This is a genomic window from Cryobacterium sp. TMT2-42-4 (genome assembly GCF_004402645.1).
GTDB classification, from domain to species: Bacteria; Actinomycetota; Actinomycetes; order Actinomycetales; family Microbacteriaceae; genus Cryobacterium; species Cryobacterium sandaracinum.
The window spans coordinates 41,325-57,549 of record NZ_SOFT01000036.1; the positions used below are offsets into that span (position 1 = coordinate 41,325).

Genomic DNA, 16,225 nt, shown 5'->3' on the forward strand with positions numbered 1-16,225 from the left:
TATTGCCCAGGTGTGATTCTGACAGAAGGGACTTATCGCACAGACCATTTGACACCACTCCGTGCGATGCGCTGAAAACAAACACGCACTTTGCCCCCATATAACGATATGACGACCAACCGACAACAACTGTTCCTCGAACGTTGTAGCCATATCGAACGTTGTGTACCAACTGTCGCAGCCACCCCGGCCGATCTGTTTTTGCCGGTTCAGCCGGATATCGTGGCAGCCCCAGGAAAACACGGCTGTCGGGGAACGGGCCAACAGCGCATCCGGGAAGAAATTCACCCTGGAAGAAGCCGGCTACGCGATCCAGCGTCTGAATGACTAGCCAGTGTCTAAATGATTGCCGCCCTGGGACGGGGTTCTCATCGTTCCCCGGGCACAAACATCGGCGCCCGTCCCCGGAGAGAGGTCGCGCAGACAGGGCGGCGCTGGCAAGGAGAGGTACACGCAGGGTGACAACTTCATCGCGCCCAGTGAGCGCTCTTCAACTCGAGGCCTGAGGCTTGAGAGTCGGCGGCGCAATCGCCCTCGGGTCAATACTCGAGACGCAGCTACCATTCGACAGTTGCCTGATTCCGCGCTTTCTGGACGAGCTCGTCCTGATGGTGCAGGTACTCGACGGGTCGGTCTCCGCCGAAGTAGCCGGATGGGGAGCACAGCCAAACGACCAGATCGTCTTGGGCCCAACTGAGTTCGGCCGCAAGCGCAGCCAGAGTAGCAACGACAGGTTCAACGTGCCCAGACACGAACTGGAAGCCAGGAAAGACGTAGTCGCCTCCCCGTTTGACCGCGAGAAGTTGGCCGCTTTCCCGAAGCTGGGCCACCAAATCAATCTCGCCTTCCGGCATGTTGAGGGCCTTCAACACCTCATCGGCAGTGAGTAGTCCCCACTTCGTGTCTATCTCATTCCAGAACGATTCAATCCTCATCAGCCCCTCCTGTTTCCTCAACGACCCGGGACCACTTAGGGCGTCAGAAGTAGATGTCTACTCCCATGACGCCCAGCGGGTCATACACTTTGAGTTCGGCAAGCTCGGAGGATTCGGCCATGCAGCACTCCCGCTCGCAGGTGCGGCCGTTGTGAAAGAAGTCCAGGGCTTGCTCCAACATTGACGATGTCTGTCCGAGCGCCATGTTGTAGGTAGATGCTCTGTTCATCACGTTTCGGGTGGCGGAGTTGAGCGAACTTCGAGTACCGCCGTTCTCAAAGTCGCTGAAAAAGTTGATGAGGCTCTCGAACCAGGCCTCCCGCAGTTCGCTAAGTTCAGAATCAGCCTCGAGGATTGAATTGATTGTGGGGTCATGGTGTGTCATACGGTCATCTATGCGCGGGCCGGTATCGAGGTGTCCAGATCGATGCGCCACGGGCTCGGCGCACGTGGTGCTAGGGCGCATCGCCGCTGCCCTCCCGGTGTTGGACGTACGCCCGAACACGAAGTACGTCAGCGACTGTCAATCCCCGTTCAGGCTTGGTGCCGACCAGAAGTGATGCCGTGCTCCCGAAGGTCTGATACATGCTCCGGCGTTGCGGTGTCCATGGTCTACGATCCTCGTCGCCGAGAAGGTCGTCGACCATGACGAAATCCTGATTCGTCACGACACGGCTGACTGCTTGCGTCTTGATCCAGATGTCGCGAAACATCAGGTCTCCCTGTCGCGTGCCCACCGGCGCGACCCGCCACGGGCCTCCGTGTAGCCCGAGCGCGGGAATGAGGTAGTTGGCGGCGGCATCCCATGTCGAGCACCAGATCGGCTCGACGAGTCTCTCGTCGATCAATCCGTTCAAGGCGGCGACCGCGCCGGTGCTGACCCAGGCATGCTGTGGGTACGGGTCAGGAGCGAACGTTGGAAATCTTTCGAGGTCCCACGATACCGCCGCGTTCTTGAGGGGCGTGGCGCAGAGTCCGCCGTCAACATCCAGGAAGAGTGGCGTGCGGGTCACCTCGCGATTCGCTCCCATATCGTCCTCTCAGATCTGTCTCGAGGTAGGGCGCACGAACGGTGCGATGCCGTTCCTCGAGCCCTATTCGAACGAAGCTACAGCCGCGTCTTCTATCTGCCACCGAGAATCAATGTCGTTGTCACAAGCTCGGTGTTTCACCGATTTCGGTCGCGAGGTTGAGTAGGTGGGTTAGGAGAATGGCGCGGTCCTTGCGGAGGGTGCCCGTTTGAAGTTGGCGAAGTTGGCGTCCGAGCCAGCGGGCGAGAGTGAACTCGGCCCGCTCTGAACCGTTCAGGTATGGGAGCCGGCCGTGGTCTCGAAGATGCCGCAGGCATGCTGCAAGTTGCGCTTGCCACACGCGTTCGAGAGGGTCCCAATCGAAGGCGGGCGAGACGTCGAGCCGTATCCTCTGGTAGCTGGTGAGAGTTTCTGGGAAGCGGCGCTGGTACCGGGCCCATTCTCCCAGGCGGCGCTCGTCGCCGGGCAGGCTGGCGCGGTCTCTGGTGTTCTCACGAGGGTTACGGCCGCGGGTTCGCGCGAATTCTTCGTAGCGGTGGAGTGCTGCGACCCAATTTGCTGCTCGCTTAGGGCTTCCGCCGTCTTCTGGCTCTCGCCCTGAGGACACGTGTCTGTCGGCCTCAGCGTAGGACGGTGACTGTGCGTCAGGTTCTCCGGTCTGTCTCCACAGCTTGACGGCCCTCGCGTGGAGGTCTGCCGGATCCGTTCTGTGCCGCATGGTGCGCCCTTCCGGGTCGCAGGAGTTGCGGCCTCACCCGGACCTATGCGCGGTGCTGCAGAAGGTCACCGAACGCGGGTTTGTCGCTGAGTCGGTGGTTTGATTTCCGGCATTTGCCTACCGTTGTGCTTCAGCGGTCCGAGTCATTCGGCAGGCGGGTGTCTTCGCCGCGAGAACGGGGATATGGAGCATGGACGCGCTGACGGATGAGGCAACAGGCCGCTACCTCGTGACGACAGAATCCGGTAGCCGATACACCCTCGACTTCAACCGGCGCCTGTTTCGGCGAACGACGAATCCGGCTCTCGTGGCACGTCGTGGTCTCCGCCGCGACGGTGAATACATCGACCTTGTCGAGGTCATTCAGTGCCGTCTGGGCAAGCCCCTACTGCTGCTGATCAACTTGTGGGTTCCCGGCGTCTGGTTCACAACACGCGAATCCACCCCCGTCGTCCGTATCGAACCGGTGCCTGAGGATTCGGGCACGCCATGACCGCGAAGGTTGTGTCGCCGCTCGACTACCGGCCAATCAATGCTTTGCCCTACTGGAACACGGTCGGCGAATTTGTCACCGACGCCGTCGATGACACCGCGAGCATCTCGGGTCGTGACAAGCGGTCGCTGTATCCGGCCACCGTGGCGTTCGTGCTGTGGTGTTGGCAGAGCCGAGGCACCCCGTTGGAACGGCCGCGCATCTTCCGCCGAGCGATTGTCGAAGAGTTCGTCCATCTCGGTATGACGACCTATGCCCGCGGCAGTAGAGCCACACATCGGGCGACTCTGTCTCTCATGGTGCAGGCCCTGAACCCCTCCGAGGCGGTTCGCCTACAGCGCGCAATCCCACGCTCGGCTCCGACGAGGCCCTACACACGCGACGAGGTCGCAGCACTGCACAGTTGGGCAACAGCACAGGGCACACCACGACGTCACCGTGACGCCATTGCCCTCCTCGCCCTTGGGCTGGGCGCCGGCCTCGCCACTCGGGAAATACTCGGCGCTCGGGTCACGGACCTGGATACCCGGGATGACCAGATGCACGTGATCGTGTGGGAGAGCCGTCCGCGCGTCGTTCCGATCCGCCCCGACTGGCAACGGCCTCTTCGCCGAATCCTCGGAGATCTCGACCCGGCCTCGCTGATCTTCCGTCCGGGTCGAACCGGCGCTAGCCAAGGACAGATCACCGACTTTCTACTGAGATCGCGCACCGAGCTGGATATACGACCCAGCCGGATGCGCACGACGTGGCTGCTCGAACATCTCCAAGCCGGCACACCTCCTCGAGAATTGCTTCGGATTTCCGGACTGAAGAACCTCGCAGCCCTTGACAAGATCGCCGCATTTGCCCCCAAAACAGGGCACAGCTTCACGCCGCACACAGGCCGTAAATCGATCTGATCTGGTATTTCAGTAACGGCGGTGATGGGCGGTGTTCGGGAAGGGCCTCTGTCGCCGACAGCTTTGGGTACGCCCCACGCACATAACGTTCGTGAACAGAAAAGACCAACTCAACGACATTTTCATTGCCGACTCGGCGACCTACGCGCACCTTCGCGCTCTGGATCCGGAGATTCCCGACCACGTGTGGGGAATCATCGTGCGGTACCGGCCGTACGTCTCCCCTGTGCAATGGGAGGCCGTACGGGAGTTCACCATCGAGAACGCCGTGCGGATGCAGCCGCGCACTTTCGACGCGACCCGTCGGCTCATGTCAATGTCGGCACGGTTTGCCGCCTGGGTATGGACGACAACTGGCACGCAGCTCACCGTCGAGCGCGTGTACACGCAGAACAACGTGTCCCGGTATCTGCACGCGTGTCTACCGAAGCACTCTGAATCCCACCGCTGGGGATTCGTCAGGCAGATCGGCACCGTTGCCGACACCCTCGCGGGCACAGACATCAACCGTCTCCCGGCACCTAACCTTCCGGGTCGTCGCCCCTTCACTGTCTCCGACGCCGCCACCATGCACAGCTGGGCCGCAAGCCTCACGACCGACCTGAAACGACGAAACGCCTGGGCCCTCCTCGGCCTCGCCGGAGGTGCGGGCCTCCGCGCAGACGAAATCATCGACACGCGAATCAGTGACATCGAAGTCGTCGACGGCCGCGTGTTCGTCAACGTCCCAGGAAAGCGCGCACGTCGGGTTCCGGTCATGCATCTCTGGAACCGCACCCTGATGCGCAGCGTTCAGGGCCGCACCAACCCCGATGACTATGTCTTCCACGGCTATCGCTGGGACGAATATCGGCCGCGCGTCATCCAGACCTTTCTCACTGAACATCCAGCCAAGGTGCGAGCCACCGTGTCGAGACTGCGCTCCAGTTGGATTGTCACCCAAATCGATAACGGGCTCCCGCTCCCCGTCTTGCTGGCCATCGCAGGGTTCGCCTCAGCCGACAGCCTGAACAAGCACCTCGTGCATGCGAAACCAGCGAACATGAACGCCTACGTCGGTCTCATCATCGGCGAAGAGGTCGCCCGATGAGCGCCGGCGACATCGACTACGCGTTCAACGGATACGAACCCGACCTTGGCGGAATGACGCAAGCGGAGGTCATGGGCCGAGGCCACATCCACCAGCTCATCGACGACGCCACCGTGGCCCTCATGGAAGGCCGCGTTCGGAAGACCGGTGTCCTCGAGCGGCTTCAGGACTGGAGAGACGAAGATGCCGTCGCGGTCAGTATCGGCGGTCGCCCGTCCCTCATCTCGGAACGCGCCATTCTCACAGGCATGCTGCTGCTGGCCAAAGAGGGCACGGCGATGCACCTGACGTGCGTGCGTGACCTGTTCATGTTCCGCCTCAGCGACGCCTCCCGAGAACTGCTCGGGCTGGAGGCCCCGTCGGCAGCTTTTGTCGGTCATGTCGCTGAGAAGAACCGTTGGTACGCCAACACCAGCCGGGCCTTTCACCGCATCAACGACCTGATGGACCCTTTCCCGCAGGAACGCCGACACTCAAAGACGCATACCCAGATTCAGGAAATCCTCCGCGCGCACGACGCGGTGTTGGCCGACAAACGCAAAGCCCGCCTCGACGAATTCACCAAGCTATTCCTCGTCATGACCTTTAACGAGCAATCACGCGACATCCGCCGCGCCTCCAAGAAGATTGATATCTCCTTCGACCAGACCTATGTCGGCACCCCGACCGTCAAGGGATACTCGCGAAATAATCTCGCCGTCCGAGTCGCGGCAGAGGCCAAGGTCGAAGACAAGAGAACCCTCAAGCCTGGTCCGGTCGATGCCTTCGCCGGCTGGCACGTCACGACCGGTGAACGCGTCGACGTGCCCAAAGGGCAAGTCGACAACACCACTCCAAACAAGAAGGCCGGATTCGCAAACTTCAGGTGGGGCTGGGAAATCAATATCGCCGTCCGCGTCGACTCCGAAGCTCCCGGGCAGCACCGGTTTCCCGGACTGGCCGTCGCCGCAACGATGAGCCTGCCCAACGTCCGCGTCGCCGAAGAGGCCGTCTCCCTCATGAGAGCGACCAAAGCCCTCGGACTGGAGGCTGGCGTCGGGGACGCTGACAAACAATACTGGGCCAACTCGACGCCGGAACGACTCCATGACGATGCGCTCAAAGAAGGCTTCACCCCATCAACTGACTACCGCATCACCAACTTGGGCGCCAAAGGCGGCTACCGCGGCGCCCGCTTCATCGAAGGCGGCACCTACTGCCCTGGAACCCCCGAGCCGCTCCAAAACGCGACGAAGGAACTCCTGGGCAACATCATCGATACAGCGACCTACCGGGAGCGCATCAAGAGCCGCACCGCATTCCAGCTCCACGTCAAGGAGAAACCCGATGCAAGGGGCCGCGTCGTGCTGCGCTGCCCAGCCCTCGGTCCCAGCCCGACCGTGACCTGCCCCCTCCGGGAACTACTCAAGACCGTGACGGACAAAGCCCGACCCGCGGTCGACGGGGCAGACCTGCCCGACTTCGCTGACAAAATCTGCACCCAGCATTCCGTGTCCTTCGACACCGCGCTGTTCGCGCGCACGGCGCAGGCATTTGCATACGGCACCCCGGAATGGGACAAGTTCCACACCCATGCCCGCAACTCCATCGAGTCGCTGAACCACCAGATCAAGAGCGGCGGAACCGAAGACATCGAATCCGCCAGCCGCCGCCGCGTCCGCGGATTCGGCGCCGCCCAAATCATCGTCACCATCCTGCTGACGAACTTCAACCTCCGCAAAATCGCAGCCTTCATCAGCGACAAAATCAAAGACGACGCCAAGAAGCGCGTCCACGGAGAACCTGTCGTCCGTACGATTCGCCGACGCGACCGCGAATGGCACAACCCGTACACCGACACCTACCCGGCCGGCGTGATGCGGCCAGACAAGGCCAAACACCCTGCGTCCGACGAGACCGGCGGACCACCGCTCAGGACCTAACCGTCCGACTCAGGACCAGATACTGCCCAGAGGGCAAGACACCCAGCATTCGAGACAATCCGGCGCGCGAGAAAACGCCGGAAGACACACTGAACAACCGAAATCCCGCTCACAATTCAAGAATCGCGACCAGAAACGGACGCGAGAACCCCTTAAACCAGAAATCGCTCCTGAGAAGCCTCAGGAGCGATTTCTTTTTGTTTCGACCGGACCGTTTCGTGAAGAGTTTCGCGAACGGCCCTTTGGTCGGGCTGACAGGATTTGAACCTGCGACCCCTTGACCCCCAGTCAAGTGCGCTACCAAGCTGCGCCACAGCCCGCCGCTCCCGCAACGATTCCAGCGAACAGAACCAGCAAGAGACAACTTGAATATCTTACCGCGTCCCGGGAGCGCTTGCGGACACCATCCGTCGCTTGAGCGCGGAATCTGCGGGCCGGTGTCCTCATGGTGCGCGCCAGCGTTACGCGGGGGCCGCCCCGCTTCGCGGGTGGCGTGCCACGCGCGAAGCGGCGCACGTACAGCGCGGCGGTGCGACTCTGCGTGCGTAGCGTGAGTGCATGCCAGCAGAGCGCGAAGTCAGGGTCGAAGCCGTCGCATCCGTGCCGTGGGAAGACGTAAGCCTGGTGTTCGGCACCCGCGGCGACCCCGCGCGGTGCTGGTGCCAGTACTTCAAGCTGGCGAACCGGGAGTTCCAGAACGCCACCTCGGACGCGTGTGCCGGGATGCTGCGGGAGCAGGTGCAGGCCAGCGCCCCCGGACCGGGCGTGATCGCGTATCTCGACGGGGAGCCGGTCGGGTGGTGCGCGGTCGAGCCCAAAATGGCGTATTCGAGACTGCAACGGGCGAAGGTGGTCACGGAGGGCAGTCGGCAGGAGCCCGACGACGCATCCGTGTGGGCGGTGACGTGCTTCGTGGTGCGGGTCGGGTATCGGCGGCGCGGGGTGGCGGCGGCGCTGCTGCGCGGGGCGGTCGCGCAGGCCCGCGGCGGCGGTGCCCGGGTGGTGGAGGGGCAACCGGTGGATGTGGCGCTGCGCCCGAAGGCGCCGTCGGCGGAGTTGTACCACGGCACCATGTCGTTATTCGCTGCGGCCGGGTTCGTGGAGGTGGCGCGGGTGCGGAAAGACCGGGTCGTGATGGAACTCGGGGTGTAGACGACAGGAAAGGCCCCAGCCCGGAGATGAGACATCTCCCGGTCGGGGCCTTTGGTCGTGGGGAACGCTGGGCGTGCAGCGCTGAGCGGCTAGCGCTAGCGCTTTCGCTTCTCGCGCACGCGCATGCTGATGTTGATCGGGCTTCCCTCGAAGCCGTAGACCTCGCGCAGGCGACGCTGGATGTAGCGTCGGTAGCCCGGGTCGAGGAACCCGGTGGTGAAGATGACGAAGGTCGGCGGGCGGCTGGACGCCTGGGTGCCGAACAGGATGCGAGGCTGCTTGCCGCTGCGCACAGGGTGCGGGTGCGACGCGGCCAGCTCGGCGAGGAACGCGTTGAACTTGCCCGTGGCGATGCGGGTGTCCCAGGCCTCGAGAGCGGTCTCGAGGGCCGGAACGAGCTTCTCCATGTGGCGGCCGGTCTTGGCCGAGATGTTCACGCGCGGAGCCCAGGAGACGTGTGCCAGGTCCTGCTCGATCTCACGTTCCAGGTAGCGGCGACGGTCGTCGTCGATCTGGTCCCACTTGTTGAACGCCAGCACGAGGGCGCGCCCGGATTCGAGCACCAGGTCGATCACGCGCACGTCCTGCTCGCTGATCACCTCGGTCACGTCGATCAGGACCACGGCCACTTCGGCCTTTTCGAGGGCGGCGCTGGTGCGCAGCGAGGCGTAGAAGTCGGCACCCTGAGAGAGGTGAACGCGACGACGGATGCCGGCCGTGTCGACGAAGCGCCACACCCTGCCGCCAAGCTCAACCTGCTCGTCGACCGGGTCGCGCGTGGTGCCGGCGAGCTCGTTGACGACAACGCGCTCCTCGCCGACGACCTTGTTCAGAAGGCTCGACTTGCCCACGTTCGGTCGGCCGAGGATCGCGACGCGGCGGGGTCCGCCGACTTCCTGCTTGGCGACGGCGGAGATCTCGGGGAGTTCCTCGAGGATCGCGTCGAGCAGGTCGGCGACGCCGCGGCCGTGCAGCGCCGAGACGGGCCAGGGCTGGCCGAGGCCGAGCGCCCAGAGGCTCGCGGCTTCCGGCTCCTGGCGAATGTCGTCGACCTTGTTGGCGACGAGGAAGACGGGCTTGCCGGCCTTGCGCAGCAGGCGCACGACGGCCTCGTCGGTGGAGGTGGGGCCCACGTTGGCGTCGACGACGAACATGACGACGTCGCAGAGTTCGATGGCCAGCTCGGCCTGGGCGGCGACGGATGCGTCGATGCCCTTGGCGTCGGGTTCCCAGCCGCCGGTGTCGACGAGGCTGAAGCGGCGTTCGTGCCATTCGCCCTTGTAGGTGACGCGGTCGCGGGTCACGCCGGGAGTGTCCTCCACGACGGCCTCGCGGCGGCCGAGGATGCGGTTCACGAGCGCCGACTTGCCCACGTTCGGGCGGCCGACGATGGCGATGACCGGCAGGGCCGGCAGGTACTGGATGGCGTCGGGGTCTTCCGTCACCGTGTCGAGAACGTCGAAGTCCTCGTCATCGAGGTCGTACTCGTTGAGTCCCGTGCGGAGCGCGGCGGCGCGTTGCGTCACCAGGTCGTCGTCGAGGTCGTCCAAGCGCGTTACCAGCTCGGTGTCGAGGTCGGGGATCGTGTCGTCGAAGTCGTTGTTGTTGGTCATGCGATGGCCTCGCGGTATGTATTGATGACGTCGAGGACCGCGTCAATGGTCTGTTCGAAGTCGAGATGGGTGGAGTCGACGGTGGTCACACCGTCTGCGGCGCTCATGAATTCGACTACCTGTGAGTCAGCGTGATCCCTGGATCGCAGCTGTTCCGCCACGGTGTCAGCCGATTGGGTCGGTATTTCCGCAGAGCGCCTAGCCATTCTAGCCTCCTCGGAGGCCGTGAGCAGTATGCGGATCTCCGCGGTGGGGGCCACGACGGTGGTGATGTCCCGACCCTCGATCACGATTCCGGTGCGCTTCGAGCTCGCCGCGATGGTGCGGAACAGCTCCGTCAGGTGAGTGCGCACCTCCGGGATGCGGGCCACGGAGCTCACGATCGCGGAGACGGCGGGATCGCGGATCGCGTCGGTGACATCCGCCCGGCCGACCCGCACGAAGTACTCGTCGGGGGCGATACCGATGGTGTAGTCGAAGTCGCCCAGGGCGGCCACGACGGCTTCGGTGTTTTCCGCGTCGATCCCCCGGTCGCTGACGAACCAGGCGAAGGCCCGGTACGCGGCGCCCGTGTCGAGGTAGTCGAAGCCGATTCGCCGGGCGGCGGCGCGGCTGACGCTGGACTTGCCGCTGCCGGCCGGCCCGTCGATGGCGACGATGTGGGGGCTTGAGTGACGACCCATGATTAACCAGCAATCCGCCAGCCGCGGGCGGCCAGCTCTTCGGTGAGGCGACCAACGGCCTCAGGGAGGACAGAAATTTCGGCCAGGCCCAGCTGGGCGCCCGGCGAGTGCTCGAGGCGGAGGTCCTCGAGGTTGACCCCGACCTCGCCGATCTCGTTGAGGAGTCGGGCCAGCTGCCCTGGGGTGTCGTCGACCATGACGCTGAGCGACACGAAACGGCGGTCCTGGCCGTGCTTGCCGGGCAGGCGCGCGACGCCGGCGTTGCCTCCGGCGAGTTCCTCGGCCACCTTGCGGCGGGCGCCGGGTGCGGCGGGGGCCTCGAGGGCGTCGATGAAACGGTCGAGGTCGACGCGGTAGGCCAGCAGGATGTCCCGCACGGGTTCGGCGTTCGCGCCGAGGATCTGCACCCACAGCTCGGGGTCGCTGGCCGCGACGCGGGTCACGTCACGCAGACCCTGGCCGGCGAGGTTCAAGGCCGAGCCGGCGGAATCCGTCAACCGGCGCGCCATGATCGTGGAGACCACCTGCGGTACGTGGGAGATCAGCGCCACGGCCCGGTCGTGCTCCTCGGGGCTCATCTCGACCAGGATCGCGCCGAGGTCGAGGATCAGATCGTCGATCGCGGTGGCCTGCTGGTAGCTGATCGCGTCGTGCGCGGCCACCACCCAGGGGCGGCCGACGAAGAGGTCGGCGCGGCCGGCGAGGGGTCCCCCGCGTTCGCGGCCGGCCATCGGGTGACCGCCGATGTAGCGGGACACGTCCGCCCCCAGTGCGCGGAGCTCCTGCAGCGGGGCCAGCTTGACGCTGGCGACATCCGTCACGATCGCCCGCGGGTAGGCGGCCAGTTCGCGCGCGACGGTCTCGGCCGTCACGTCGGGCGGCACGCAGACCACGATCAGTTGCGGCAGGTCGCCGGCCGTGGCGGCCCGGCCGGCACCGTAGTCGACCGCGATGCTGAGGTTGGTCGGGGACGCGTCGGCGAGGATGACGTCGATTCCGCGCGCGCGCAGGCCCAGGCCGATGCTGGTGCCGAGCAGGCCGGCGCCCACGACGCGCACGGGCCCGATCAGGCGAGATTCAACCACTGGAACTCCTGACCAGGGCCTAGATCTTGGTTTCGGCCCGCGACACGGTGAGCAGCTGCCCGAGTTCGACCTTGGTCAGGTCGCGCACGGCGCCCACCCGGAGCGTGCCGAGGTGCAGCGGGCCGAACTGGCGGCGCACGAGGTCGACGACGGCGTGGCCGACGGACTCCATCATGCGGCGCACGATACGGTTGCGGCCGGAGTGCAGGGTGAGCTCGACCAGGCTGAAGCCGTCACCGGGAGGGCTGGTCAGGATGCGCGCCTTGTCGGCGGAGATGGGCCCGTCGTCGAGTTCGATGCCGCTCTGCAGCAGCTGGATGGTCTGCGCCGACACGCGGCCCTCGACCTTGGCGATGTAGGTCTTCAAGACCCCGAACGACGGATGCGCGAGCACGTGCGCAAGATCGCCGTCGTTGGTCAGGATCAGCAGGCCGCTCGTCATCGCGTCGAGGCGGCCCACGTTGAACAGGCGCTCGTCGAACTGGTCGGTGAACTCGCGCAGGTCGGGGCGTCCACTCTCGTCCTGCATCGACGAGACCACCCCGACGGGCTTGTTCAGCATCACGTAGCGGCGGCTGGTGTCCAGCTGCACGGCGACGTTGTCGACCATGATCAGGTCGGAGTCGGGGTGGATCCGGCGGCCCAGCTCGGTGACGACCTTGCCGTTCACGCGCACGCGGCCGGCGGCGATCATCTCCTCGGAGACACGGCGGGAGGCGACGCCGGCGGAGGCCATGACCTTCTGCAGGCGCACGCCGTCGGCGGCGGCCTCGAGATTGGTGGGTGTCCCCTGAATCCCCTGATTGTCGTTAGTCATGGCAGTTCCTCAAATCCGTTCGCGCCGTCATTGAGCAACGGCGATAGGTAGGGCAACTCGTCGAGCGAGTTGATTCCAAGCTGGGCTAGCAGAAGGTCTGTGGTGCCGTAATTGATCGCACCGGTCTCACTGTCGGTGAACGCTTCGGTGATCAGACCGCGGCCGAGCAGCGTGCGCACGACCGAATCCACATTAACGGCACGAATCGAGGCTACAGCCCCGCGGCTGATCGGTTGCTTGTAGGCGATCACGGCGAGGGTCTCCAGGGCCGCCTGCGACAGCCGGCTCGGGTTCTGGGTGACCACGAAGTCGGCCACAGTCACATCGTGCTCGGGCCGCACGTAGATGCGCCAGCCGCCGGCCACCTCGCGCAGCTCGAAGCCGCGGCGCACGGTGCCGGCGAGGCCGTCGAAGTCGGCCACGAGCCGGGCGACGGATGCCCGCACCTCCGCCAGCGTGCCATCGACCGCCGCGGCGAGCTGCAGCAGCCCCTGCGGTTCGTCGGCGACCATCAGGATGGCCTCGAGGGTGCGCTCGAGCGGGGGTTCTGTGTTCATAGTCGTGTCACTGCTCATAATCGTGTCACTGCTCATAGTCGTGTCACTGCTCATAGTCGTGTCACTGCTCATAGTCGGCTCCGAGGTTGGCGAGGGTGTCGTCGGTCCAGGTCTCGGCACTCCAGTGCAGGCTGAGGTCGCCGAGCGGCACGAGCTGGTCGAAAGAGATGGCGTCGAGGCGGTACAACTCGAGCACGGCCAGGAAACGGGCGATCACGACGCCCTTCACCTCGGCGCCCACGATCAGCTCGCGGAACGTGAGCGTGTCGGCGGCGCGCAGCATCCGTACCACGTAGGCCGCCTGTTCACGGATGCTGACCAGCGGCGCATGTAGGTGGTCGAGCCCCACGCCGGGCAGAACCCGAGGGGTGAGTGCGAGGGCGGCCAGGGCGGCGAAGTCACCGAGGGAGAGAGTCCAGACCAGCTCGGGCGTCTGGCGACGGAATTTCTCCTCCAGCCGCACCGCCCGCACGTGCCGGGTGGACTCGGCGTCGAGCCGGCCCTGGAACCAGGCGCTCGCGCTCTTGAAGGCCCGGTACTGCAGCAGCCGGGCGAACAGGAGGTCGCGGGCCTCGAGCAGGGCCACGTCTTCGGCGTCGACAAGCTCACCCTGCGGCAGCAGCCCGACGACCTTGAGGTCGAGCAGGGTGGCCGCAACCACCAGGAACTCGGTGGCCTGGTCGAGCTCTTCGTCCTGGTCGAGGCCGCGCAGGTAGGCGATGAACTCGTCCGTGACCCGGCTCAGGGAGATCTCGGTGATGTCGAGTTCGTGCTTGCCGATCAGGGACAGGAGCAGGTCGAACGGACCCTCGAAGTTGCCGAGGGCGACCGAAAACGACTTCGGTGCGGCCGCGTCAGGCGACGGCGCCACGCTGGATCAGTTCCCGCGCCGCCTGCTTGTAGGCCTTGGCGGCCGCGTGCTCGGGTGCGAATTCGGTGATCGGGACGCCCGCGACGCTCGCGTCGGGGAACTTGACCGTGCGGCCGATGACCGTCTCGAGCACACTGTCGCCGAACGCGTCGACGACCCTCTCGAGAACCTCGCGGGAGTGCAGGGTGCGGGAGTCGAACATGGTCGCCAGGATGCCGTCGAGTTCGATGGCCGGGTTGAGCCGGTCCCGCACCTTGTCGATGGTCTCGATCAGGAGCGCCACACCGCGGAGGGCGAAAAACTCGCACTCGAGCGGGATGAGTACGCCGTGGCTGGCCGTGAGCGCGTTGACGGTGAGAATGCCCAGCGATGGCTGGCAGTCGATCAGGATGACGTCGTAGTCGCCGGAGATCTTGCGCAGCACTCGGGCCAGGATCTGCTCGCGGGCGACCTCGTTGACGAGGTGCACCTCCGCGGCGGACAGGTCGATGTTGGCCGGGATGATGTCGAGGTTGTGCACCGACGTCTTCTGGATGGCGTCGTGCGGGCTGACCGAGCCGCTCAGCAGAAGGTCGTAGATGGTGGTGACGTCGTGGGTGGGCACACCGAGACCGGCGGAGAGCGCTCCTTGCGGGTCGAAGTCGATGGCGAGCACGCGGCGGCCGTAGCCGGCGAGGGCGGCCCCCAGGTTGATGGTGGTCGTCGTCTTGCCGACGCCGCCCTTCTGGTTGCACAGCGAAATGATGCGCGCCGGGCCATGACTGGACAGAACCGCGGGTTCGTCGAAGTCGCGCTTGGGTCGGCCCGTCGCACCGACCGGTACCTCGTCTAAACCGGAAAGTCGTGTCCGGTCATCCTGCTTGCGCGCCACTGAGATGTCCTCGATCCGTCTTACACCTGTCACTGTCTCCACTGTAGCGATCGGATCGGGCATGTTGCGGCACGGATCGCCGAAAACCGCAGGTCTGCCGCGCGAATCCGGCGTTTCCGGGTGCCTGGGCGGTCTCAAATCTTGGGAGCAGGGTCGGTCACAGCCTCGTGCGTTAAGATTTCCGAGTGCCTCAGCTACTCACTCCCCTCCGTATCGCGCTCGTTTGCCTGCACACCTCCCCGGGCGCCGAGCCCGGCTCGGGCGACGCGGGCGGAATGAACGTGGTCGTGCGGCACCAGGCGGAGGCTCTGGCATCCGCCGGCCACCACGTCGAGATCCTCACCCGCCGCTCCTCCCCCGGGTCGGAGACCGCGCAACTGAGCCCGGGCGTGACGCTCCGCTTCCTCGACGCCGGACCGGCCCGTCCCGTGCCGAAGGGCGACCACGAGGGGTTCATCGACGCGTTCCGCGTGCAGATGGATGCGCTCGGTCCGTACGACGTCATCCACTCGCACCATTGGTTCTCGGGCATGGCGGCGCTGCCGCTCGCGCGCCGCCGGGGCACCCCGCACGTGCAGAGCTTCCACAGCATCGCCGCCGACGCGTCGACGCCGTTGTCGGCGGGCGAACGCCCCGAGTCCCCCGGGCGTATGGCCGGCGAGGCCTGGCTGGCGCACGAGTCGGATGCCCTGGTCGCCATCAGCGAGGCCGAGGCCGACACCATCGTGCAGCGGCTCGGCGGTGCGCCCGAGCGCATCTCGATCGTGCTGCCGGGGGTGGACGGCATTCTGTTCCGGCCCACGGACATCCGGAATGTCGGTGCCGCCGGGGCTGGGGCTGCCGAGCTTTCTGGACCGATCGACATCCGCGGGTACGCGGTCGTCGCAGGGCGCCTGCAGCCGCTGAAGGGCCTCGACCTCGCGATCGAGGCGATCGCCGCCGTGCCGGAGCCGATCCGGCCCGAACTCGTGATCGCCGGCGACGCGTCGGCCGACTACGACGGCTATATCGACGAGCTTCGGTCCCTCGCGGCCCGGCACGGAATCGAGCGCAATGTGCGTTTCGTGGGTCCACAGTCCCGCGTGGACCTGGCTCTGCTGCTGAGCGGCGCTCGGGTCGTGCTCGTACCCTCGCACAGCGAAACGTATGGGCTCGTGGCGCTGGAAGCGGCCGCGAGCGGTGTTCCCGTCGTCGCCGCGGCGGCCGGCGGACTGCGCGAGGCGGTGCTCGACGGCGACACCGGCGTGGTGCTGGACTCGCGCGACCCGAAGGTCTGGGCCGGCGCGCTCACGCAGATTCTCTCGAACCCCGCGTTCGCCCGGCGTCTGTCGCTCGCCGCGCGCGAGCGGGCCGAGCACCTGGACTGGCCGCGGTCGGCAGACGGCCTCGTGACCGTGTACCGGGCGCTCATGCGCCCCGGTGCCGGCGACCGCCGCCCCTCGCTGCTCAGCGCGTGAGTCTGCTGGACGGAGTTCCCAGTGTTCT

The 16,225-nt window shown here is 65.5% G+C and carries 16 protein-coding genes and 1 tRNA gene; 6 read left to right on the forward strand and 11 right to left on the reverse strand.

All coding sequences use genetic code 11. The annotated features are described in order from the left end of the window. Positions 1-557: 557 nt before the first annotated feature. From E3O18_RS12665 to E3O18_RS12675, 3 genes are all read right to left on the reverse strand, one after another. Complete coding sequence (locus E3O18_RS12665) at positions 558-935, reverse strand: hypothetical protein (RefSeq protein ID WP_134418220.1); 378 nt, start codon at positions 933-935, stop codon at positions 558-560. Positions 936-978: 43 nt separating this feature from the next. Then, positions 979-1,320, reverse strand: coding sequence for a hypothetical protein (locus tag E3O18_RS12670; RefSeq protein WP_134418221.1), 342 nt, complete (start codon positions 1,318-1,320; stop codon positions 979-981). Positions 1,321-1,390: 70 nt separating this feature from the next. Further along, positions 1,391-1,948, reverse strand: a complete 558-nt coding sequence (locus E3O18_RS12675; RefSeq protein ID WP_134418222.1) for an HAD domain-containing protein — start codon at positions 1,946-1,948, stop codon at positions 1,391-1,393. A gap of 926 nt (positions 1,949-2,874) precedes the next feature. On the opposite strand from E3O18_RS12675, the gene E3O18_RS12680 reads away from it, so the two are divergent. The 4 genes from E3O18_RS12680 to E3O18_RS12695 all read left to right on the forward strand — a co-directional run bounded on the left by E3O18_RS12680 (position 2,875) and on the right by E3O18_RS12695 (position 7,091). Further along, positions 2,875-3,177: a hypothetical protein gene (locus E3O18_RS12680; protein WP_134418223.1), complete on the forward strand. Its 303-nt coding sequence runs from the start codon at positions 2,875-2,877 to the stop codon at positions 3,175-3,177. Further along, positions 3,174-4,079, forward strand: a complete 906-nt coding sequence (locus E3O18_RS12685; RefSeq protein ID WP_134418224.1) for a hypothetical protein — start codon at positions 3,174-3,176, stop codon at positions 4,077-4,079. Before E3O18_RS12680 ends, E3O18_RS12685 begins: the two co-directional genes overlap by 4 nt. A 91-nt stretch (positions 4,080-4,170) precedes the next feature. After that, positions 4,171-5,169 carry a tyrosine-type recombinase/integrase gene (locus E3O18_RS12690; RefSeq protein WP_134418226.1) on the forward strand — a complete coding sequence of 333 codons (999 nt, stop codon included), beginning with the start codon at positions 4,171-4,173 and terminating at the stop codon, positions 5,167-5,169. Continuing rightward, a complete protein-coding gene (locus E3O18_RS12695; RefSeq protein ID WP_134418227.1) occupies positions 5,166-7,091 on the forward strand; it encodes a hypothetical protein in 1,926 nt (641 codons plus the stop codon). Before E3O18_RS12690 ends, E3O18_RS12695 begins: the two co-directional genes overlap by 4 nt. Positions 7,092-7,334: 243 nt before the next feature. Here E3O18_RS12695 and E3O18_RS12700 read toward each other — a convergent pair. After that, positions 7,335-7,411: transfer RNA gene (locus E3O18_RS12700), tRNA-Pro, on the reverse strand. Positions 7,412-7,649: 238 nt separating this feature from the next. On the opposite strand from E3O18_RS12700, the gene E3O18_RS12705 reads away from it, so the two are divergent. Further along, entirely contained in the window at positions 7,650-8,243 is a 594-nt protein-coding gene (locus E3O18_RS12705; RefSeq protein WP_134418228.1) for a GNAT family N-acetyltransferase, read from the forward strand. 95 nt (positions 8,244-8,338) lie between these two features. Here E3O18_RS12705 and der read toward each other — a convergent pair whose 3' ends face one another. From der to E3O18_RS12740, 7 genes are all read right to left on the reverse strand, one after another. Next, complete coding sequence (gene der / locus E3O18_RS12710) at positions 8,339-9,856, reverse strand: ribosome biogenesis GTPase Der (protein ID WP_134395788.1); 1,518 nt, start codon at positions 9,854-9,856, stop codon at positions 8,339-8,341. Then, a complete protein-coding gene (gene cmk / locus E3O18_RS12715; RefSeq protein ID WP_134395786.1) occupies positions 9,853-10,539 on the reverse strand; it encodes a (d)CMP kinase in 687 nt (228 codons plus the stop codon). Before cmk ends, der begins: the two co-directional genes overlap by 4 nt. Before the next feature lie 2 nt (positions 10,540-10,541). Beyond that, on the reverse strand, positions 10,542-11,624 hold the full coding sequence (locus E3O18_RS12720; protein ID WP_134395784.1) for a prephenate dehydrogenase: 1,083 nt from the start codon (positions 11,622-11,624) through the stop codon (positions 10,542-10,544). 19 nt (positions 11,625-11,643) lie between these two features. Further along, the gene (locus E3O18_RS12725) at positions 11,644-12,441 is read right to left on the reverse strand and encodes a pseudouridine synthase (protein WP_134418229.1); all 798 of its coding nucleotides are present in this window, start codon (positions 12,439-12,441) and stop codon (positions 11,644-11,646) included. After that, on the reverse strand, positions 12,438-12,998 hold the full coding sequence (locus E3O18_RS12730) for an SMC-Scp complex subunit ScpB (protein ID WP_241976580.1): 561 nt from the start codon (positions 12,996-12,998) through the stop codon (positions 12,438-12,440). Before E3O18_RS12730 ends, E3O18_RS12725 begins: the two co-directional genes overlap by 4 nt. 61 nt (positions 12,999-13,059) lie before the next feature. Next, positions 13,060-13,869: a ScpA family protein gene (locus E3O18_RS12735; protein WP_134398669.1), complete on the reverse strand. Its 810-nt coding sequence runs from the start codon at positions 13,867-13,869 to the stop codon at positions 13,060-13,062. After that, positions 13,853-14,740, reverse strand: a complete 888-nt coding sequence (locus E3O18_RS12740) for a ParA family protein (RefSeq protein WP_241978187.1) — start codon at positions 14,738-14,740, stop codon at positions 13,853-13,855. The genes E3O18_RS12735 and E3O18_RS12740 overlap by 17 nt, the downstream gene beginning before the upstream one ends. A gap of 185 nt (positions 14,741-14,925) precedes the next feature. On the opposite strand from E3O18_RS12740, the gene E3O18_RS12745 reads away from it, so the two are divergent. Beyond that, a complete protein-coding gene (locus tag E3O18_RS12745) occupies positions 14,926-16,197 on the forward strand; it encodes a glycosyltransferase (protein WP_241978186.1) in 1,272 nt (423 codons plus the stop codon). Positions 16,198-16,225 lie beyond the last annotated feature (28 nt).

Coding starts and splice junctions, on each gene's coding strand:
- E3O18_RS12730 (WP_241976580.1), bottom strand. CDS start 12,998: ATGAACACAGAACCCCCGCTCGAGCGCACCCTCGAGGCCATCCTGATG.
- E3O18_RS12705 (WP_134418228.1), top strand. CDS start 7,650: ATGCCAGCAGAGCGCGAAGTCAGGGTCGAAGCCGTCGCATCCGTGCCG.
- E3O18_RS12685 (WP_134418224.1), top strand. CDS start 3,174: ATGACCGCGAAGGTTGTGTCGCCGCTCGACTACCGGCCAATCAATGCT.
- der (WP_134395788.1), bottom strand. CDS start 9,856: ATGACCAACAACAACGACTTCGACGACACGATCCCCGACCTCGACACC.
- E3O18_RS12680 (WP_134418223.1), top strand. CDS start 2,875: ATGGACGCGCTGACGGATGAGGCAACAGGCCGCTACCTCGTGACGACA.
- E3O18_RS12725 (WP_134418229.1), bottom strand. CDS start 12,441: ATGACTAACGACAATCAGGGGATTCAGGGGACACCCACCAATCTCGAG.
- E3O18_RS12665 (WP_134418220.1), bottom strand. CDS start 935: ATGAGGATTGAATCGTTCTGGAATGAGATAGACACGAAGTGGGGACTA.
- cmk (WP_134395786.1), bottom strand. CDS start 10,539: ATGGGTCGTCACTCAAGCCCCCACATCGTCGCCATCGACGGGCCGGCC.
- E3O18_RS12695 (WP_134418227.1), top strand. CDS start 5,166: ATGAGCGCCGGCGACATCGACTACGCGTTCAACGGATACGAACCCGAC.
- E3O18_RS12670 (WP_134418221.1), bottom strand. CDS start 1,320: ATGACACACCATGACCCCACAATCAATTCAATCCTCGAGGCTGATTCT.